The sequence below is a fragment of the Rhizobium sp. CIAT894 genome (assembly GCF_000172795.2).
GTDB lineage: Bacteria > Pseudomonadota > Alphaproteobacteria > Rhizobiales > Rhizobiaceae > Rhizobium.
The window spans coordinates 211,862-231,834 of sequence record NZ_CP020947.1; the positions used below are offsets into that span (position 1 = coordinate 211,862).

At 60.9% G+C, this 19,973-nt stretch carries 20 protein-coding genes and 1 tRNA gene; 16 read left to right on the forward strand and 5 right to left on the reverse strand.

Annotated features, from left to right (window positions below):
* The first annotated feature begins 152 nt into the window (after window positions 1–152).
* The 7 genes from RHEC894_RS01020 (at window position 153) to pncB (ending at window position 8,913) form a co-directional block, all read left to right on the forward strand.
* Window positions 153–1,985, forward strand: a complete 1,833-nt coding sequence (locus tag RHEC894_RS01020) for an extracellular solute-binding protein (RefSeq protein ID WP_085735603.1) — start codon at window positions 153–155, stop codon at window positions 1,983–1,985.
* Between the two features lie 150 nt (window positions 1,986–2,135).
* Window positions 2,136–3,224 (forward strand): microcin C ABC transporter permease YejB, encoded by a 1,089-nt coding sequence (locus RHEC894_RS01025; protein ID WP_085735605.1) that lies wholly within the window; start codon window positions 2,136–2,138, stop codon window positions 3,222–3,224.
* The gene (locus tag RHEC894_RS01030) at window positions 3,224–4,372 is read left to right on the forward strand and encodes an ABC transporter permease (protein WP_085735607.1); all 1,149 of its coding nucleotides are present in this window, start codon (window positions 3,224–3,226) and stop codon (window positions 4,370–4,372) included. The genes RHEC894_RS01025 and RHEC894_RS01030 overlap by 1 nt, the downstream gene beginning before the upstream one ends.
* On the forward strand, window positions 4,369–6,006 hold the full coding sequence (locus RHEC894_RS01035) for an ABC transporter ATP-binding protein (protein ID WP_085735609.1): 1,638 nt from the start codon (window positions 4,369–4,371) through the stop codon (window positions 6,004–6,006). The genes RHEC894_RS01030 and RHEC894_RS01035 overlap by 4 nt, the downstream gene beginning before the upstream one ends.
* Window positions 6,007–6,014: 8 nt before the next feature.
* On the forward strand, window positions 6,015–6,974 hold the full coding sequence (locus RHEC894_RS01040; protein WP_085735611.1) for a glyoxylate/hydroxypyruvate reductase A: 960 nt from the start codon (window positions 6,015–6,017) through the stop codon (window positions 6,972–6,974).
* 89 nt (window positions 6,975–7,063) lie between these two features.
* Window positions 7,064–7,420 carry a hypothetical protein gene (locus RHEC894_RS01045; RefSeq protein ID WP_206427891.1) on the forward strand — a complete coding sequence of 119 codons (357 nt, stop codon included), beginning with the start codon at window positions 7,064–7,066 and terminating at the stop codon, window positions 7,418–7,420.
* Window positions 7,421–7,608: 188 nt separating this feature from the next.
* Complete coding sequence (pncB, locus tag RHEC894_RS01050; RefSeq protein ID WP_085735615.1) at window positions 7,609–8,913, forward strand: nicotinate phosphoribosyltransferase; 1,305 nt, start codon at window positions 7,609–7,611, stop codon at window positions 8,911–8,913.
* On the opposite strand, the gene RHEC894_RS01055 is transcribed toward pncB, so the two are convergent.
* From RHEC894_RS01055 to RHEC894_RS01075, 5 genes are all read right to left on the reverse strand, one after another.
* Window positions 8,895–9,134: a CrpP-related protein gene (locus RHEC894_RS01055; protein ID WP_085738807.1), complete on the reverse strand. Its 240-nt coding sequence runs from the start codon at window positions 9,132–9,134 to the stop codon at window positions 8,895–8,897. The genes pncB and RHEC894_RS01055 overlap by 19 nt on opposite strands.
* A 421-nt stretch (window positions 9,135–9,555) precedes the next feature.
* Window positions 9,556–9,765 (reverse strand): KTSC domain-containing protein, encoded by a 210-nt coding sequence (locus tag RHEC894_RS01060; protein ID WP_010068462.1) that lies wholly within the window; start codon window positions 9,763–9,765, stop codon window positions 9,556–9,558.
* Window positions 9,766–9,965: 200 nt separating this feature from the next.
* Window positions 9,966–10,466 (reverse strand): GNAT family N-acetyltransferase, encoded by a 501-nt coding sequence (locus tag RHEC894_RS01065; protein WP_010068463.1) that lies wholly within the window; start codon window positions 10,464–10,466, stop codon window positions 9,966–9,968.
* A complete protein-coding gene (locus tag RHEC894_RS01070) occupies window positions 10,463–10,750 on the reverse strand; it encodes a DUF1778 domain-containing protein (RefSeq protein ID WP_085735617.1) in 288 nt (95 codons plus the stop codon). Before RHEC894_RS01070 ends, RHEC894_RS01065 begins: the two co-directional genes overlap by 4 nt.
* A gap of 208 nt (window positions 10,751–10,958) precedes the next feature.
* Window positions 10,959–11,048 (reverse strand) — tRNA-Ser (locus RHEC894_RS01075).
* Between the two features lie 229 nt (window positions 11,049–11,277).
* Between RHEC894_RS01075 and RHEC894_RS01080 the strand changes: the two genes are divergently transcribed.
* The 9 genes from RHEC894_RS01080 to deoA all read left to right on the forward strand — a co-directional run bounded on the left by RHEC894_RS01080 (window position 11,278) and on the right by deoA (window position 19,973).
* On the forward strand, window positions 11,278–11,595 hold the full coding sequence (locus tag RHEC894_RS01080; protein ID WP_010069110.1) for a hypothetical protein: 318 nt from the start codon (window positions 11,278–11,280) through the stop codon (window positions 11,593–11,595).
* 304 nt (window positions 11,596–11,899) lie between these two features.
* The gene (locus RHEC894_RS01085) at window positions 11,900–12,892 is read left to right on the forward strand and encodes a BMP family ABC transporter substrate-binding protein (RefSeq protein WP_010069109.1); all 993 of its coding nucleotides are present in this window, start codon (window positions 11,900–11,902) and stop codon (window positions 12,890–12,892) included.
* An 88-nt stretch (window positions 12,893–12,980) separates the two neighbouring features.
* Complete coding sequence (locus tag RHEC894_RS01090; protein ID WP_085735618.1) at window positions 12,981–14,492, forward strand: ABC transporter ATP-binding protein; 1,512 nt, start codon at window positions 12,981–12,983, stop codon at window positions 14,490–14,492.
* Between the two features lie 7 nt (window positions 14,493–14,499).
* On the forward strand, window positions 14,500–15,603 hold the full coding sequence (locus tag RHEC894_RS01095) for an ABC transporter permease (protein WP_085735620.1): 1,104 nt from the start codon (window positions 14,500–14,502) through the stop codon (window positions 15,601–15,603).
* Between the two features lie 10 nt (window positions 15,604–15,613).
* Window positions 15,614–16,585, forward strand: coding sequence for an ABC transporter permease (locus RHEC894_RS01100; RefSeq protein WP_085735622.1), 972 nt, complete (start codon window positions 15,614–15,616; stop codon window positions 16,583–16,585).
* Window position 16,586: 1 nt separating this feature from the next.
* Window positions 16,587–16,976, forward strand: a complete 390-nt coding sequence (locus RHEC894_RS01105; protein ID WP_010066417.1) for a cytidine deaminase — start codon at window positions 16,587–16,589, stop codon at window positions 16,974–16,976.
* Window positions 16,973–17,773, forward strand: coding sequence for a purine-nucleoside phosphorylase (locus tag RHEC894_RS01110; RefSeq protein WP_010066416.1), 801 nt, complete (start codon window positions 16,973–16,975; stop codon window positions 17,771–17,773). Before RHEC894_RS01105 ends, RHEC894_RS01110 begins: the two co-directional genes overlap by 4 nt.
* A gap of 114 nt (window positions 17,774–17,887) precedes the next feature.
* A complete protein-coding gene (gene deoC / locus RHEC894_RS01115; protein WP_085735624.1) occupies window positions 17,888–18,664 on the forward strand; it encodes a deoxyribose-phosphate aldolase in 777 nt (258 codons plus the stop codon).
* A gap of 1 nt (window position 18,665) precedes the next feature.
* Window positions 18,666–19,973 carry a thymidine phosphorylase gene (gene deoA, locus RHEC894_RS01120; RefSeq protein ID WP_085735626.1) on the forward strand — a complete coding sequence of 436 codons (1,308 nt, stop codon included), beginning with the start codon at window positions 18,666–18,668 and terminating at the stop codon, window positions 19,971–19,973.

Here is a 19,973-nt window from a genome sequence, read left to right on the forward strand (position 1 = left end):
TTGCGGCCGCCTGTGTCCGATGACGCCTGCAACCTTGGTTCGGCCAAGCAGGGTCAAAATTTCGCGAGCCCGGCAAAAACCAAACTCTCTCCTGTTTTTCGCCCGTATTTTTCGTATTGTCGAACCCACCAATCAATGAGGGGAAAGCGTGAATGGCGGCTTTGTGGTCGAAGATCGGTTTGTTTCTGACGCTTGCGGCGGCTCTGGCGCCGTTAACGGCAACGGCTGAGGACCAGCCGTTTCAGATCGGAAGTTCGGTCGTCAGCGAGATGAAGTACAAGCCGGGCTTTGCACATTTCGACTACGTCAATCCAGATGCTCCGAAAATTGGAGATCTCCGTCTTTCTGCAAGCGGTGCTTTCGACACCTTCAATCCTCTGCTTGCAAAGGGCCAGACAGCCGTAGGTCTGTCGCTTGTTTACGACACGTTGCTGAAGCCGGCCGATGACGAGCTTCTCGTATCCTACGGCCTGCTTGCCGAAGGGCTCTCCGTTCCCGATGACGTATCGAGCGCGACCTTTCGGCTGCGGAAGGAAGCGAAATGGGCCGATGGTCAGCCGGTGACGCCCGAAGACGTCATCTTCAGTCTGGACAAGACCAAGGACCTAAATCCGCTTGCCGGCAATTATTATCAGCATGTCGTCAAAGCGGAAAAAACCGGCGAGCGTGACGTCACCTTCACCTTCGACGAAAAGAACAATCGTGAACTGCCGAATATTCTCGGCCAGTTGATGATCGTCCCGAAACATTGGTGGGAAGCTCCGGGACCGGACGGCAAGCCGCGCGACATTACCAAGACGACGCTGGAGCCCGTGATGGGATCCGGGCCTTACAAGATCGCATCCTTCTCGCCCGGCGCCACAATCCGTTATGAACTGCGGGACGACTATTGGGGCAAGGACCTCAATGTGAATGTCGGCCAGAACAATTTCCGCAACGTCATCTACACTTATTTCGGTGATCGGGATGTCGAGTTCGAAGCCTTTCGCGCCGGCAACAGCGACTATTGGCAGGAAACCACTGCTGCCCGCTGGGCGACGGGATATGATTTTCCCGCGGTGAAGGAAGGACGCATCAAGAAGCAGGAGGTTGCAAACCCGCTGCGCTCCACCGGCATCCTGCAAGCGCTCGTGCCCAACATGCGGCGTGATCTCTTCAAGGACATCAAGGTCCGCGAGGCCTTGAACTACGGGTTCGACTTCGAGGAGTTGAACCGCACCGTTGCTTTCAACAGTTACAAACGCATCGACAGCTATTTCTGGAACACCGAACTTGCCTCTTCCGGCCTGCCGCAGGGGAGGGAACTGGAAATTCTGCAGGGCATGAAGGACAAGGTGCCGGCAGAAATCTTCACCTCGCCTTATACCAATCCCGTCGGCGGCGATCCGCAGAAGAGCCGCGACAATCTCCGCAAGGCGATCGCGCTTCTGAAAGAGGCCGGCTGGGAGCTGAAGGGCAATCGCATGGTCAACAGCAAGACCGGCCAGCCGATGAGTTTTGAGATCCTGTTGTCGAGCCCGATGCTGGAGCGCTGGGCGGTGCCTTATGCCAGCAATCTCAAGAAAATCGGCATCGATGCGCGGGTCCGCACGGTCGATGCCTCGCAAGCCGTCAATCGCGAACGCAGCTTCGACTATGATATGATTTGGAATGTCTGGGCGGAAACCATGAATCCGGGCAACGAGCAGGCCGATTATTGGGGCTCCGGTTCGGTCAACCAGCAGGGCTCTCACAACTATGCCGGCATTGCCAACCCGGCCGTCGATGAGCTCATCCGCATGATCATCTTTGCGCCGAACCGCGATGAGCAGGTCGCGGCGATCAAGGCAATGGACCGGGTATTGCTGGCAAACCACTACGTCATCCCGCTGTTCTATCGCGATACCTATAACGTCGCCTATTGGAACACCGTCACCCATCCGGCCGAGTTTCCGGCATACAGCCTTGGTTTCCCCGATGCCTGGTGGTCGACCTCGGCGAAATGAGCGGGCTTGCATTGCAGGGGGCCTCGGCTCCAAATGGCACAAGCGAATCACGACAAGCCGGCGGGGCCGGCAAGGGAAGGCTGACGGATTGAGCGGCATTGAACTGGACGGCAGGCAGGCAAGAAGAACATGTCCGGAGGCTGAAGGCTGATGGGCGCTTATGTCATTCGCCGACTGCTTCTGATGATCCCGACCATTATCGGCATCATGGCGATTTCCTTCACTGTCATTCAGTTCGCCCCCGGCGGCCCCGTCGAGCAGGTAATCGCCCAATTGACCGGTCAGGCCGACAGTGCCGATCAGCGCCTGTCCGGTGGCGGCGATCTGCTCGGTGATGGAGGAGGGGACGAAGGCTCCAAATATCGCGGTGCCCAGGGGCTCGATCCGGAGCTGATCGCCAAGCTCGAAAAGCAATTCGGCTTCGACAAGCCGCCGCTGACGCGGTTCGGCGAAATGATGTGGAATTACATCCGCTTCGATTTCGGCGAGAGCTTCTTCCGCAACACCACGGTGCTCGACCTCGTCAAGGAAAAGCTGCCGGTGTCGATCTCGCTCGGCATCTGGATCCTGATCTTCTCCTATGCCATCTCCATACCGCTCGGCATCCGCAAGGCGGTCAAGGACGGATCGACCTTCGATGTCTGGACGTCGGGCGTCATCGTCGTCGGTTACGCCGTGCCGAGCTTCCTTTTCGGCATTCTCCTGATCGTGCTCTTTGCCGGCGGCTCCTTCTACGATTGGTTTCCGCTGCGCGGCCTCATCTCCGACAATTTCGACCAGCTTGCCTGGTGGCAGAAGCCGCTCGACTATTTCTGGCACCTCACGCTGCCGCTGATTTCTCTTTCGCTTGCCGCCTTCGCCACCACGACACTGTTGACCAAGAATTCCTTCATCGAGGAGATCAAGAAGCAATATGTCGTCACCGCCCGCGCCAAGGGCCTGAACGAGCGGCAGGTGCTCTACGGCCATGTCTTCCGCAACGCCATGCTGATCATCATCGCCGGTTTTCCCGGCGCCTTCATTTCCGCTTTCTTCACCGGCTCGCTGCTCATCGAGAACATTTTCTCGCTGGATGGCCTCGGCCGCCTCGGCTACCTCTCGGTGGTCAACCGGGATTACCCGATCGTTTTCGCGACCCTCTATATATTCTCGCTGCTCGGCCTCGCCGTCAGCCTGATCTCCGACCTGATTTACACCTGGATCGATCCGCGCATCGATTTCGAGCGGAGGGATGTCTGATGGACGCCGCCGCAAATCCTGCCGTTGCAACTCCCGTCAAGCCGCCGCGCAAGGGGCTGCTGTCGCCGACCAACATCCGCCGCTGGAAGAATTTCCGGGCAAACGGTCGTGGCTACTGGTCCTTGTGGCTGTTCCTGCTGCTGTTCGTGCTCAGCCTGTTTGCCGAATTCCTCGCCAACGACCGGCCGATCATCGCCTCCTACAAGGGCGAAATTCTCTTTCCCGTGCTGATCGATTATCCCGAGGAGAAGTTCGGCGGCTTCCTTGCGGAAACCGACTATCGCTCCTCGGTGATATCGGACGAGATCAATGCCAATGGCTGGATGATCTGGCCGCCGGTGCGCTATTCCTACCGTTCGGTCAATTCAAATATTCCGCATTCGGCACCGACCGCTCCCTTCTGGCTGATGAGCAAGGAGGAGCGTTGCTCCGGTTATGCGCAAGGGGTGAACGATCCCGGCTGCACGCTCGGCAATCTCAACTGGCTCGGCACCGACGACCAGGCCCGCGACGTGCTGGCGCGCGTCATCTACGGCTTCCGCATATCGGTGCTCTTCGGCCTGGCGCTGACCATCTGCTCGGCGATCATCGGGGTGACGGCAGGGGCCGTGCAGGGTTATTTCGGCGGCTGGACCGATCTCTTGCTGCAGCGCTTCATCGAGATCTGGTCGTCGATGCCGGTGCTTTACATCCTGCTGATCATCGCCGCCATTCTGCCGCCCGGCTTCTTCGTGCTGCTCGGCATCATGCTGCTCTTTTCCTGGGTCGGCTTCGTCGGCGTGGTGCGCGCCGAATTCCTGCGCGCCCGCAATTTCGAATATGTCCGCGCCGCCCGCGCCCTCGGCGTCAACAATCGTACCATCATGTGGCGCCACCTGCTGCCGAACGCCATGGTGGCGACGCTGACCTTCCTGCCCTTCATCCTCTCCGGGTCGATCACGACGCTGACCTCGCTCGATTTCCTCGGTTTCGGCATGCCGCCGGGCTCCCCCTCGCTCGGCGAGATGATCGCTCAGGGCAAGTCCAACCTGCAGGCTCCTTGGCTCGGGCTGACGGCCTTCTTCGCCATGTCGATCATGCTGTCGCTGCTGATCTTCATCGGCGAAGCCGTGCGCGATGCCTTCGATCCGAGGAAGACGTTTCAATGAGTGACATGACAGAACCGCTCCTTTCCGTCCGCGATCTCTCGGTTGCCTTTCACCAGGGCGGCGAGACATCGCTCGCCGTCGATCGCATCTCTTTCGATATCGCCAAGGGCGAGGTCGTGGCGCTCGTCGGCGAATCCGGCTCCGGCAAGTCGGTCTCGGCCAATTCGATCCTGCGGCTCTTGCCTTATCCCTCGGCAAGCCATCCCTCCGGTGAGATCCTGTTCAAGGGTACGGACCTTCTGAAGGCGCCGGAGCGGGTGCTGCGGGAAGTCCGCGGCAACGACATCACCATGATTTTCCAGGAGCCGATGACCTCGCTCAATCCGCTTCATACGATCGAGAAGCAGATTGCCGAGATCCTGGCGCTGCACCAGGGCCTCAGCGGCCAGGCGGCGCGGGAGCGCGTGCTGGAATTGTTGAACCAGGTCGGCATCCGCGAGCCGGAAAAACGATTGAAGGCTTATCCGCACGAACTGTCGGGCGGCCAGCGCCAGCGCGTCATGATCGCCATGGCGCTTGCCAACCGGCCGGAACTGCTGATTGCCGACGAGCCGACCACTGCGCTCGACGTCACCGTGCAGGCGCAGATCCTCGAATTGCTGCGGCAGCTGAAGGCCGTGCACGGCATGTCGATGCTGTTCATCACCCATGATCTCGGCATTGTCCGCAAATTCGCCGATCGCGTCTGCGTCATGACCAAGGGCAGGATCGTCGAGACCGGAACGGTCGAGGAGGTTTTCGCCAATCCGAAACACGAATACACTCGCCACCTCCTCGCCTCCGAACCGCGCGGCGAGCCGCCGCTGGCCGATTCCTCGAAGCCGGTGGTGATGGAAGGCTCGGACATCCGTGTCTGGTTCCCGATCAAGGCGGGGCTGATGCGCCGCGTTGTCGATCACGTGAAGGCGGTCGACGGCATCGACCTTTCGCTGCGCGCCGGCCAGACGCTCGGCGTCGTCGGCGAGTCCGGTTCCGGCAAGACCACGCTCGGCCTGGCGCTCACGCGGCTGATTTCCTCGCAAGGCCGGATCGCCTTTGTCGGTAAGGATATAGCCGGCTATTCGTTCAGCGAGATGCGGCCGTTGCGCAACCAGCTGCAGATCGTCTTCCAGGATCCTTACGGCTCACTCAGCCCGCGTATGTCGGTCGGCGATATCATCGCCGAAGGGCTGAAGGTGCACGAGCGATCCTTGACGGCGGAGGAACGTGATCAGCGCGTCTGCTGGGCACTGGGGGAAGTCGGCCTCGATCCCCTGACCCGCTGGCGCTATCCGCACGAATTCTCCGGCGGCCAGCGCCAGCGCATCGCGATCGCCCGCGCCATGGTGCTGAAGCCGCGTTTCGTCATGCTCGACGAGCCGACTTCGGCGCTCGACATGAGCGTGCAGGCGCAGGTGGTCGATCTCTTGCGCGATCTGCAGCAGAAGCATGATCTCGCCTATCTCTTCATCAGCCACGACCTGAAAGTGGTGAAGGCGCTTGCCAACGACGTCATCGTCATGCGTTTCGGCAAAGTGGTGGAGCAGGGCCCGTCGTCTGAAATCTTCCGCGCGCCGAAGGATGATTACACCAGAGCGCTGATGGCCGCCGCCTTCAACATCGAGGCGGTGCCGACATCAGCCGTCCAGCAGTAAAGAAGATCATGTCCGCACGTCCTCCCATTCTCGTCGATATCAAGTTCAATCCCGAAGGCGTCGCCAGGGTGCTGAAGACGGCCTTTGCCGATCGCGGCAGTATCAATCTCGCCGATCCGGCCGATCGGGCGCGTGATCTCCGCGAGGCCGAATATGCGCTGCTCTGGAAGCCCGACGCCGACCTTTTCGCGCGGGCGCCGAACCTCAAGGTGATTTTCTCTGGCGGCGCCGGCGTCGACCATATCATCGGCATGGCCGGCCTTCCCGAGATCCCGATCGTCCGTTTCGTCGACCGCAGCCTGACGACCCGCATGAGCGAATGGGTGGTCATGCAATGCCTGATGCATCTGCGTGGGCAGCACGCCCATGACAGCCACCAGCGGCAGCGCCAATGGGCCAAGCTGATCGCGCCTGAGGCGGCGGAGGTGACGGTCGGCGTCATGGGCCTCGGAATTCTCGGGCTGGATGCGGTCGCAAAGCTGAAGGTCATGGGTTTTAACGTCATTGGCTGGTCGCGCACCCGCAAAGAGATCGCCGGCGTCGAAACCTTCGACGCCGGTGAGTTGGATGGGTTCCTCGGAAAGACCGACATCCTCGTCGGCCTGTTGCCGCTGACGCCTGAGACGACAGGCTTCTATGATAGCGGGCTATTCAAAAAGCTCCGCAGCAACGGCGCGCTGGGGCGCCCGGTTTTCCTCAATGCCGGCCGCGGCAAGAGCCAGGTCGAAGCCGATATCGTATCCGCCGTCCGGGATGGCACGCTCGGCGGCGCTTCCCTCGATGTCTTCGAGGTGGAGCCGCTTGGCCCCGACCACCCGTTATGGGACTTGGAGAATGTCTTCATCACGCCGCATGATGCGGCGGTCTCCGAAGAAAACGCCCTGTTCCGGCATGTCGAGACGCAGATCGCCCGTTTCGAACGCGGCGAACCGCTGCAATTCGTCGTCGACCGCGCCGTCGGCTATTAGCAACCGGAACCTTCCAGACTCCCACCCGTTTCTTCTGCGGAAATTCTTCGCGGGCCGGATCGCCCCGTCAAGGACAGCGGAAGGAAACGATGATGGCGCATCAGACGGAAACACGCTGGGAAAAGTCCGACGGCAAGCTTCATCGGGAAGAGCAGATCCCGCCGGTGAAGGCAAGACAGGGGCGCACGGGTTATCGCATCCTGCTGGTACTGCTTGCCGCGCTCGTGCTCGCTTTCGTGGTCTGGATCCCGGTCGAGATCTGGGGTAAGCGCGAAGCGAACGAGGTGGCGCCGCAGCAGCCCGGCCAGCAACTGCAGTCGCAGCAGCCTGGCACGGCACCTGCGCCAACACTGCAGAACGGCACTGCGGTTCCGACCGAGACTGAGAACACAGCCCCAGCCGCCCCCGGCGCCGCTCCGGCCCAACCTGCCACGCCGGCGCAATGAGCGCCCGGCAGATGATCTCGCGCCTCCCGCTGCCACGCGGCGGCGGGACGTTTATTGATTTGTCTGGACTTTCTTTGCCGATTTTTCGATAAGAAGGCGCACGAGCCGGTTTCGTGCGCCAACCCCGCACTTGGCAGCACTCGGGAACTTGGCAGCACCTGACCGGAGTGGACAGGGGCAGGAATTTCATGGCCAGGACCGATATCGCAAGACGCGTCTACAATCACGCTTGGAAGCTCGATCCGATCGTCCGCAGCCTGATCGATACCGACTTCTACAAGCTGCTGATGCTGCAGATGATCTGGAAGCTCTACCCCGACGTGAACGCGTCCTTTACGCTCATCAACCGCACCAAGCGCGTGCGCCTAGCCGATGAGATCGACGAAGGCGAATTGCGCGAACAGCTCGACCATGCCCGCACGCTGAAACTCTCCAAGAAGGAGATGATCTGGCTGGCGGGTAATAGCTTCTACGGCCGTGCCCAGATCTTCGAACCGGAATTCCTCGCCTGGCTTTCCAACTTCCAGCTCCCCGAATACGAGCTGTCGAAGAAAGACGGGCAATATGTCCTGGATTTCCATGGGTCCTGGAAGGAAACCACCATGTGGGAGATTCCAGCGCTTGCCATCGTCAACGAGCTGCGGTCGCGCTCGGCGATGAAGGCGCTCGGTCCCTTCACCCTCGACGTGCTCTATGCCCGCGCCAAGGCGAAGATGTGGGCGAAAGTCGAACGGCTGAAGGAGTTGCCCGGCCTGCGCATCTCGGATTTCGGCACCCGCCGCCGTCACAGCTTCCTTTGGCAGCGCTGGTGCGTCGAGGCGCTGAAGGAAGGCATCGGCCCGGCCTTTACCGGCACCAGCAACGTCTTGCTGGCGATGGATTCCGATCTCGAGGCCGTCGGCACCAATGCTCACGAACTGCCGATGGTGGCTGCCGCCCTGGCGCAAACCGACGAGCAGCTGCGCAATGCGCCCTACAAGATCCTGCGCGACTGGAACAAGCTTTATGGCGGCAATCTTCTGATCGTCCTGCCGGATGCCTTCGGCACCGCGGCCTTCCTGCGCGACGCGCCGGAATGGGTGGCCGACTGGACAGGCTTCCGCCCGGACAGCGCGCCGCCGATCGAAGGTGGCGAAAAGATCATCGACTGGTGGAAGAAGATGGGCCGCGACCCGCGCCAGAAACTCTTGATCTTCTCCGACGGTCTCGATGTCGACGCCATCATCGATACCTACCGGCATTTCGAAGGCCGCGTGCGCATGAGCTTCGGCTGGGGCACCAATCTGACCAACGATTTTTCCGGTTGCGCGCCAACCGAAATCTCCGGCCTCAACCCGATCTCGATCGTCTGCAAGGTCAGCGACGCCAACGGTCGTCCGGCGGTAAAACTCTCCGACAATCCCCAGAAGGCGACCGGCGAACCGGCGGAGGTCGAACGCTACCTGAAATTCTTCGGTGCCGAAGACAGGATCGATCAGACCGTTCTGGTGTAACTCCGCGACAAGGTGCCGCCATTCCGTGGCGCATCGCCATGGCCCGCCATCGCATCCTCGATCGACCAGCCGAACCGCCAGGCGTCGAACATCGAGTACCATTCCTGGAAATCGGTGATCGGCAGGATATCGGGTTTCGACATCGGATTGTCGTCCAGGCTGCGGCCGCGCGCACGGTCCCGTACACCACGCTCCTGCATCTCCAGCAGATTCTCGAACATCATCACCCCCCGGGTCCTATCCGATAGGATTTATGCAACCATGCTAATAAAGCATTGTCGAGTCCGGATTCGATAATTCGGGTTTTTCACAGGATTAGCACCATTGCGCTAATTCAGGGGTGACCGGGACCGGAACCGGCCAATACCAAACAAGAAGCATCATGGCGCTGGTGAACCGCTCAGGCGATGCATCATGCGCCACAAACGTCTTGTGACGGGGAGGCTCGGCTTCCTGGCTGGGGTCCGCCGCCAAGCCTCCCGGGCTGGCCGACCTTGAACAGGCCGGCAGCACCGACACGTTGCCGCGTTCCGGCCGTTGCGATCCAACCAAGATCTTATCGATGGCTAACCACCGGTTAATATCCACCGGACCTGTTCCGATTCCGCGCAGTCCTGCCCAGGGGCGGCGTCCTTCGGCCGCTCAGGCCGCCAGTCTGCGAAACCGGGTTCTGATCCGGTCGAGGTAATAGTGGCCGGGGGACGCCGCCACTGTCATCGCATGGGCTTCCGAGGAGGGAACACCGTCGAACAGGCGCTCCTCGCCATTCTTGAAACAAATCCTGAGCCGTCCATCGTCCTGGCTGAAATAGACGGATTTGATGATCTTCGACTTCACCGAAAGTTCTTCCACCTGTTTAATCTCCGTTTTTAAGTTTGGCGGAGGATAAACTCAAACGTGCAAAGACGCGGTGAAGCAGCTTGGTAAAAATTCTGGAATCTTTCGACGCCGAGAGGATGCTTGCGAGAACTGCACCATCAGGGCCTGCGGAAGCTTCGTCCCGTCAATGTAACGGCGACTAACGCCGTACACCTATCAGTCTGACATGAATGTCAGAGCGATTTCGCCACCGTCGCCAGCGGGAGGAAAAGCTGCAACGGTTTGGCTTCGAAAGCGATGAATCCGAAATGGCGGTAGAATGCGGCGACTTGCTCGTCTTTCGCATCAACGGCCAAGGCAAAAACACCCAGTTCCGAACGCAGAGCACGGCTGGCAGCGTCCCATATCAGGGCTGCACCGAGCCGTTGGCCTTGAAAGTCCCTGTCGATCGCCAGCCGTCTGACACGTGCAACGGGAATGACCGGATAAGGCGGAAGGCGGCGGGCCTTGTCGTCTGGAATATCTTTCAACGCCACGTCACCGGCAGAAAGCGTATAATACCCGGCGATACGGGTGGAACTTTCCGGACAGGCGACGTAACAAAGCGCCGCGCGGCGTTTGATATCTTGCCCTGCCTGTTCCTTTAAATATCGGTCCAGCACGAAAATACCGCAGGCGAAATTCTTGCGGTCATGGCCGGAGTTCAGGGCTTCGATTGTAAATTGCACCGTCACCGTGCCTTCAAGATCAAGGCGTCATGGGCCGTCCTGGCGCGTTTGAGGGCATCCGTCGGCTCCGGCGGGTCGAGCAGCATATCGACAAAACGCATCTGATCCTCGATCGAAAGACGGATAAGCTGGTTTTCCTCGATCGTTCGCCGCGCCGCATCCTGTGCCGCTGAGACGACGAAGTCGCTGAGGCTGCGGCCCTCCATCTCGGCGGCGCGCTTGACGATTGCCAACGCTTCAGGACTGATGCGAGCTTCCAATCGGGTCGTGCGGGCGGTTTGCTGCGGCATAATTTCTTCTCCTTATCTAATTGTACGGCAAAACGCCGGACAAGCAAGGATAACCGCAGTGCCGCTTCGTTCCCGGCATGAGACGGCATGAATGCACACGTCGGAGACGACCGCCTGGATGCTGAAATTGCCCATCCCATTTCGATGCGAACTGGTCTTTGCCAAACGACGTCAGATAGTGGGAGACATAGGATGCGGGAATGCATCATGGCGGACAGGGTGGGATTCGAACCCACGGTACGCTTTCACGTACACACGCGTTCCAGGCGTGCGCCTTAAACCACTCGGCCACCTGTCCTTCTTGGGCGTTCGCGCCTGGATAGGAGCAAATCGTCGGAACGGCGCGATATATACCGATGAATTTTTGTCGATCAACCGAAATCTAACAGTTTTTTGACTTCTTCAGATAAAACTCGCCTCCGCCCGTCCATTGTGCTTCATCTCATCGGCGACTATGTAATTCTCAAGGTGGAGAATGGCGCGGGTTCGCCGGAATTGTCCGGCATATCGAAGCGTCGGAGGAATTGATGCGTTTCCTGTTGCGTCTGGCCAGCCTTGTCGCGCTTGCGGCGGCCGTTATTGCCGGGACCATCGATTCGATCCAGTCGGTTGCGGCGTCCGCCGTCGTGATGACGCCGATTTCCGATGCCTGGCAGGATGTCAGCCCGACAACCCTGACGTCGCTGCAATCCTTACTTTCCTATTATATCCACCCGCGCTTCTACACCTTCATCTTCCAGTGGCTGATGCTCCAGCCTGCCTTTGCTGTCTTCCTGGTGATCGCGCTGCTTCTCTGGATGATCGGCTACAAGAAGCCGCCGGTGGCCGGTCGTTTCACGGCATAGTCAAGCCGGTTTTGCCGCCATGGTTCGATCGGCCGCCGATCTTTCCATGACCCTGAGATGGCTGTCGGATTGGCGGGAAATTTTGCATTCAGGCGGCGGAAATGTCTAAAAATCAGCCCCGGGGAATGGATTTTCAGCAATCGCTGCAAATCTTTACCGCCTGAAAAATTTCTGGTGAATTTTTCCGTGAGCCATGCAAGGATGCGCGCAGCCAGGCCTCCGGGGGGAGGTCGGTGGTTCCGCAGACATGTCCGAAAAGGGCTTGCGGGAGGACCCCAACGAATAGCAACAACAGGGCTGCACAATGAAAAAATCCCTTCTCACTCTCCTTGCCGTGGCTGCCATGTCGACGACGGCGCTTGCCGCCGATGTCAAGCCGGCGCTGGTTTACGGCACCGGCGGGAAGTTCGATAAGTCTTTCAACGAAGCGGCCTATAACGGCGCCGAGAAATTCAAGGCCGAGACCGGCATCGCCTATCGCGACTTCGAACCAACAGGCGACACCCAGGGCGAACAGGCCATCCGCAACTTCGCAAGCCGCGGTTTCAATCCGGTGGTTGCCGTTTCCTTCGCCTGGACTTCGGCGATCGAGAAGGTCGCTGCTGAATTCCCGGATACCAAGTTCATCATCGTCGACTCCGTCGTCGACAAGCCGAACGTCCGCTCGGTCGTCTACAAGGAAGAAGAAGGCTCCTATCTCGTCGGCATTCTCGCCGGCATGGCATCGAAGACCGGCAAGGTCGGCTTCGTCGGCGGCATGGACATTCCGCTGATCCGCAAGTTCGAATGCGGTTACGAGCAGGGTGCGCGCGCTGCCAAGGCCAATGTCGAAGTTTTCCAGAACATGACCGGCACCACCGGTGCAGCCTGGAATGACCCGGTTCGCGGCGGCGAGCTCACCAAGAACCAGATCGACCAGGGCGCCGACGTTATTTACGCGGCAGCCGGCGCCACCGGCCTCGGCGTTCTGCAGACCGCCGCCGACAACAAGAAGCTGTCGATCGGCGTCGACTCCAACCAGAACCATCTGCATCCGGGCTCGGTCCTGACCTCGATGGTCAAGCGCGTCGACCTCGCCGTCTACAATGCCTATACCGACACCAAGAACGACAAGTTCACCGGTGGCGTCCAGGCGCTCGGCGTCAAGGAAGATGGTGTCGGCGCCGCGATCGACGACAACAACAAGTCGCTGATCACGCCGGAAATGCAGGCGGCCGTCGACAAGGCCAAGGCCGATATCATCGCGGGGACCATCAAGGTTCACGACTATACCTCGGACAACGCTTGCCCGAAGTGATCCGCGCCCTGATGTAATCGACGATTGAGATCGGGCGTATGGCGGAGGGGATTTTCGCCATACGCCCTTTTCTTATTTGGAGCCTGCAGTGACAGATAAGCCCGCTATCGAGCTTGTCGGCATCGACAAGAAATTCGGTGCCGTCCACGCCAACAAGGACATCAACCTCACCGTTGCCAAGGGGACGATCCACGGCATCATCGGTGAAAACGGCGCCGGCAAATCGACGCTGATGTCGATCATCTATGGTTTCTACCACGCCGACAGCGGCGAGATCCGCGTCAACGGCAGTCCCGTCACCATCCGCGACAGCCAGGCGGCAATCGCCGCCGGTATCGGCATGGTGCACCAGCATTTCATGCTGGTCGACAATTTCACAGTGCTCGAGAACGTCATGCTCGGCGCCGAAGGCGGCTCGCTGCTGGCGAGAGGCGTCGCATCGGCCCGCGCCGAGCTCAAGCGGCTGGAAACGGAATACGGTCTCGAAGTCGATCCGGACGCGCTGATCGAAGAGCTGCCGGTCGGCCTGCAGCAGCGCGTCGAAATCCTCAAAGCCATGTATCGCGGCGCCGAGATCCTGATCCTCGACGAGCCCACAGGCGTGTTGACGCCGGCTGAAGCCGATCACCTCTTCCGCATCCTCAAGGTGCTGCGCGACCAGGGCAAGACGATCATCCTCATCACCCACAAGCTGCGCGAGATCATGGCGATCACCGATACGGTCTCGGTCATGCGCCGCGGCGAGATGGTCGCGACCCGCAAGACGGCGGAAACGACGGTGGAGGAGCTTGCCGAACTGATGGTCGGCCGCCGCGTGCTGCTGCGCGTGCAGAAGGGTGAAGCCAATCCGGGCGCCGCCGTGCTCACGGTGCGCAATCTCACGGTCAAGGACAATCGCGGCGTCACCATGGTCGACAACGTCTCCTTCGAGGTGCGTGCCGGCGAGATCGTCGGCATCGCCGGTGTCGCCGGCAACGGCCAGTCCGAGTTGCTCGAAGCGATTGCCGGCATCCGCAAGCCTGTCTCCGGCGAAATCCTTCTCGACGGACAGACGATCGACAAGGCCGATCCCGCCCGGCTGCGCGAACTCGGTCTCGCTCATATTCCCGAGGACCGCCATCACATGGGCCTGGTGCTGAAATTCGAGGAATATGAAAATTCCGTCCTCGGCTATCACAGGCGCCCGGGCTACAGCCGCGGCCCGCTGCTCGATCTCGAAGCGATCCGCAAGGATGCGATGGAGAAGATCGAAAAATACGACATCCGCCCGCCGAACCCGCGGCTGAAGACGGCGAATTTCTCCGGCGGCAACCAGCAGAAGATCGTCGTTGCCCGCGAAATCGAACGTGACCCGAAGATGCTGATCATCGGCCAGCCCACGCGCGGCGTCGATATCGGCGCCATCGAATTCATCCACCGCCGGATCATCGAAATGCGCGATGCGGGCAAGGCGATCCTGCTCGTCTCCGTCGAACTCGATGAAATCCGCGCCCTTTCAGACCGTATCCTTGTCATGTTTGCCGGCCACGTGGTCGGCGAAAAGACGCCCGATGCCGGTGAACAGACCCTCGGCCTGATGATGGCCGGCATTGCCGCGTGAGGCCTTTATGAGCACTGCATCAGTTCCGCTGCCAAACTGGATCAATTACGGCCTGATCCCACTTCTGAACCTCGTCGTCGCCTTCCTGATCTCCGGTTTCGTCGTCTGGCTGATCGGCGAGAGCCCGCTCGGTGCGCTGTCGCTGCTGCTCGAGGGTTCGCTCGGCAGCGGCGAGGGCATCGGCTTCACCCTGTATTATGCGACGAGCTTCATCTTTACCGGTCTCTCCGTGGCTGTTGCCATCCATGCCGGTCTCTTCAACATCGGCTCGGAAGGCCAGGCCTATGTCGGGGGCCTCGGCTGCGCGCTCGCGGCGTTGGCGCTCGACAAATACGTTCCCTGGTACGTGACGATGCCGATCGCGATCGTCGGCGCCGGCATCTTTGGTGCGGCCTGGGCCTTCATTCCCGCTTTTCTGCAGGCCAAGCGCGGCAGCCATATCGTCATCACGACGATCATGTTCAACTACATTGCTGCCGCCCTCATGGTGTATCTGCTGGTGCACGTGCTGATCGTGCCGGGCAAGATGGCGCCGGAAACCCGCACCTTCCTCGAGGGTGGACAATTGCCGAAGCTTGGCTGGGTCATGAGCATCTTCGGCAGTAAGCTGGGTGCCGCACCCTTCAACGTCTCCTTCCTCATCGCCCTTTTCGCCGCCTGGTTTGTCTGGATCCTCATCTGGCGCACCAAGCTTGGCTTCGAGATGCGAACGTTGGGCGTGAGCTCGACGGCTGCCGCCTATGCCGGCATTCCCTATGCGCGCATCGTCATCATCGCCATGCTGCTTTCCGGTGCGCTCGCCGGTATGATGGCGCTCAATCCGGTCATGGGCTCTTCCGCCCGTCTGCAGGTCGAATTCGTCGGCGGCGCCGGCTTCGTCGGCATCGCCGTCTCGCTGATGGGCCGCAATCATCCGCTCGGTATTATCTTCTCCGCCATCCTTTTCGGCATTCTTTATCAGGGCGGCGACTGGATCTCCTTCGAGATGCCGAACATCACCCGTGAGATGATCCTGGTCATCCAGGGCTTGGTGATCCTGTTCGCCGGCGCGCTGGAATATATGTTCCGGCCGGCGATGGTGCACCTCTATCAACAGTTCAAGCGAGCCTGAGGAACGGACGATGGATTATTATGACATCTTCATCAGCGTTCTGAGCTCGACGATCCGTCTGTCGATCCCGCTGATCTTCACCGCTCTTGCCGGTCTGTTTTCGGAACGTGCCGGCATCTTCGATATCGGGCTCGAGGGCAAGATGCTGGGCTCCGCCTTTGCCGCCGCCTGCATTGCCTATCTCACCGATTCGGCCTGGCTGGGGCTCGGCGCCGGCATCGTCTGCTCGGTGGCGCTCAGCCTGGTGCACGGCTTCGCCTCGATCACCAATCGCGGCAACCAGATCGTCTCGGGCGTGGCGATCAACTTCTTCATCGCCGGCATCACCATCGTGCTCGGCCAGGCCTGGTTCGGCCAGGGCGGGCGCACGCCGCAGTTGTCTGCGGAAGCGCGCTTCGCGCCGATCATCCTGCCGGGCGCAGATGCCCTCCATGATATACCGATCGTCGGGCCGCTCTACGCCAACGTTATTTCAGGCAACAATATTCTCACCTATCTCGCCTTCCTCGCCGTGCCCTTCTCCTGGTGGGTGCTGTATCGCACCCGCTTTGGCCTCAGGCTGCGCGCCGTCGGCGAAAATCCGGGCGCGGTCGATACCGCCGGCATCTCGGTTGCCTGGCTGCGCTATCGCGCTGTCATGTGCGCCGGCATTCTCTGCGGCTTTTCCGGAACCTATCTCGCGATCGCCCAGTCGGCCGCCTTCATCAAGGACATGTCGGCCGGCAAGGGTTATATCGCGCTCGCCGCCCTCGTCTTCGCCAAATGGAAGCCGGTGCCGGTGATGTTTGCCTGCCTGCTTTTCGGTTTCCTCGATGCGCTGGCGAATTTCATGCAGGGCAAGCAGGTGCCATTGATCGGCGAGGTGCCGGTTCAGGTCTTCCAGGCGCTGCCCTATATCCTCACCTGCATCCTGCTTGCCGGCTTCATCGGCGTCGCGATCCCGCCGAAGGCCGGCGGCGTGCCCTATACGAAGGAGCGTTGATATGTCTCACGATCTGTTCGAAGCGGCCCGCGGCGCCATGGCCTTTGCCCATGCGCCTTATTCGAAATTCCCGGTCGGCGCGGCGATCCGCGCCGAGGACGGCAAGGTCTATACCGGCGCCAACATCGAAAACCTCTCCTTTCCGCAGGGATGGTGCGCCGAGCCGACGGCAATCGGCGCCATGATCATGGGCGGCGCCAGGAAGATCGTCGAAATGGCTGTCATTGCCGAGAAGCTGCCGCTCTGTCCGCCCTGCGGCGGCTGCCGTCAGAAGATCTCCGAATTCGCCTCCAAGGACACGAAGATCTATCTCTGCGATGAGGCCGGCGTGCAGAAGACCATGACGATGGAAGAGCTTCTTCCTTTCAGCTTCGAGACGGAACTCGGATGAAGGCGACGGTCAGCCTGCTCGCCGCATTGCTCGGTGGCATCAAGCCGCGTCACGGCATCGTGCTCGGCTCCGGTCTCGGTTCGCTCGTCGCAGAGGTAGAGGACGCCGTCCGCGTTCCCTATCGCGACCTGCCTGGCTTTCCCGTCAGCGCCGTTTCCGGCCATGCGGGCGAAGTCGTCGCCGGCCGTCTCGGGGGCGAGCCCGTGGTCATGCTCTCCGGCCGCGTGCATTATTACGAAAAGGGCGATGCCAATGCCATGCGCCTGCCGATCGAGGTGTTGAAGGCGCTCGGCGTCGAAGCGTTGATCCTGACCAATTCGGCCGGATCGCTGCGCGACGACATGCCGCCGGGCTCGGTGATGCAGATCACCGACCACATCAACTATTCCGGCATGAACCCGCTGATCGGTGAGGAAAGCGATCATCGTTTCGTCGGCATGACCAATGCCTATGATGCCGGCCTGGCCGTGGCGATGCAGAGGGCGGCGGTGAAGCTCAAGATCGAGCTGGCGCAAGGCGTCTATATGTGGTTTTCCGGCCCGAGCTTCGAAACGCCGGCCGAAATCCGCATGGCGCGCATCCTCGGCGCCGATGCAGTCGGCATGTCGACAGTGCCCGAGGTTATCATCGCAAGAATGCTCGGCCTCAGGGTTGCCGCCGCTTCGGTTATCACCAACTATGGGGCAGGCATGACCGGCAATGAGCTCAGCCATGAAGAAACCAAGGACATGGCGCCCCTCGGCGGCGCCCGTCTCGCCGCCATATTGAAAGAGATGATTGCGGCCGGAACAGGATGATTTTAGGCCGGGTCGGCCTAAAATCTGAATCCTGTTCTACATTAAATAGCGAGAGCATGACGTCATGAGAAAACCGCTCACACTTTTCGGCATCATGCTCTAGAGGAAGTAAAGATGAATAGCCATTCCATCCGGGAAACGGCGGCGGTCGCCCTTTCCCTTCTCGATCTGACCAATCTCAAGGACGATTGCACCGAGGCACAGATCGACGCGCTCTGCGCCCGCGCGCAGACGCCGTATGGCAGCAGCGCCGCTATCTGCATCTGGCCGCGCTTTGTCGCCCAGGCCCGCAATATCCTCGGCACTGGCCACGCCGTGCGGATCGCCACCGTCGTCAATTTCCCCTCCGGCGAGATGGAAGTGGCCGACGTCGCCGCCGAAACCCGCGAGGCGATTGCCGATGGCGCCGACGAGATCGATCTGGTCATCCCCTATCGCAAGCTGCTTGCCGGCAACGAGAAGGCGGTGACCGATATGGTCAAGGCGGTGCGCACCGAATGCACCGGCCCCGTCTTGCTGAAGGTCATCATCGAAACCGGCGAGCTGAAGGATGCGGCGTTGATCCGCCGCGCCTCCGAGCTCGCCATCGAAGCCGGCGCCGATTTCATCAAGACCTCCACCGGCAAGGTCGCCGTCAACGCGACGCTCGAAGCCGCCGACATCATGATCCGCGCCATTCGCGAGGGCGGCCGCAAGGTCGGCTTCAAGCCGGCCGGCGGCATCGGTTCGGTGGCCGATGCTGCACTTTATCTCAGCCTTGCCGAAACCATCATGGCGCCGGACTGGGCGATGCCGTCGACCTTCCGCTTCGGCGCCTCAGGCCTGCTCGACGATATCCTGGCGGTTCTGAGCGGAGCACAGTCTGCACCTGCCGCGGCATCGAGCTATTGAAATGATCCCGCAGGAGATCATCCGGCGCAAACGCGACGGCGACGAGCTCGACCCCGCCGATATCCGGTCCTTCATTGCAGCCCTCGCGGCCGGTCAATTGTCGGAAGGTCAGATCGGCGCCTTCGCCATGGCCGTCTGGTTTAAGGGCATGTCGCGCGAGGAAATCGTCGCCTTGACGCTGGCGATGGCCGATTCCGGCGATCGGCTGCAATGGGCGGATATCGACCGCCCGATCGCCGACAAACATTCGACCGGCGGCGTCGGCGACAATGTTTCGTTGATGCTGGCGCCGATTGCCGCCGCCTGCGGCCTCGCCGTCCCGATGATATCGGGGCGCGGCCTCGGTCATACCGGCGGCACGCTGGATAAGCTCGAATCCATTCCAGGCTATATGATCACTCCGGATGCCGAGTTGTTCCACAAGGTGGTGAAGGACGCGGGATGCGCCATCATCGGCCAGACCGGGGCATTGGCGCCTGCCGACGGCAGGCTCTATGCCGTGCGCGATGTGACCGCCACCGTCGATTCCATTCCGCTCATCACTGCGTCCATTCTCTCGAAGAAACTGGCGGCCGGGCTTGAGACGCTGGTGCTCGATGTCAAGGTCGGCAACGGCGCCTTCATGGCCGATCGCGCCCAGGCGGAGATTCTGGCGCGGTCGCTGGTGGAGGTTGCCAATGGCGCGGGTGTGAAGACCTCGGCGCTGATCACCGACATGAACCAGCCGCTCGCCGATAGTGCCGGTAATGCGGTTGAAATGCGCAATTGCCTGGATTTCCTGGTGGGTGGGAAGGCGGAGACACGGCTCCAGGCCGTCGTTCTTGCCTTCGCCGCCGAAATGCTGGTGAAATCAGGCATTGCCGCCTCGTCCGGGGAAGCTGACGCGATGGCGCGCCGGGCCTTGTCGTCGGGGAGGGCGGCCGAGGTCTTCGCGCGCATGGTCTCCATGCTCGGCGGTCCGGCCGATCTCGTCGAAAACCCCGAAAGATATCTGGCCAGGGCGCCGGTGGAAAAACCTGTCCCGGCCGGCCGGTCCGGCTGGCTTTCCGCCTGCGATGCCCGCGGTATCGGTATCACCGTCATCGATCTCGGGGGCGGAAGACGCCATCCCAAGGACCGGATCGACCACCGCGTCGGCTTCTCCGAACTCCTGCCGCTTGGCACCCGCGTCAGTGCGGGCGACCCGATCGCGCTGGTCCATGCCGCCGACGAAGCGGCGGCGGAGAAGGCGGCGGCGGCCCTTGCCGCGCATTACCGCATCACCGAGGAAAAACCGGAGCAGACGCCGGTGATAACAGGCCTTGTCTGA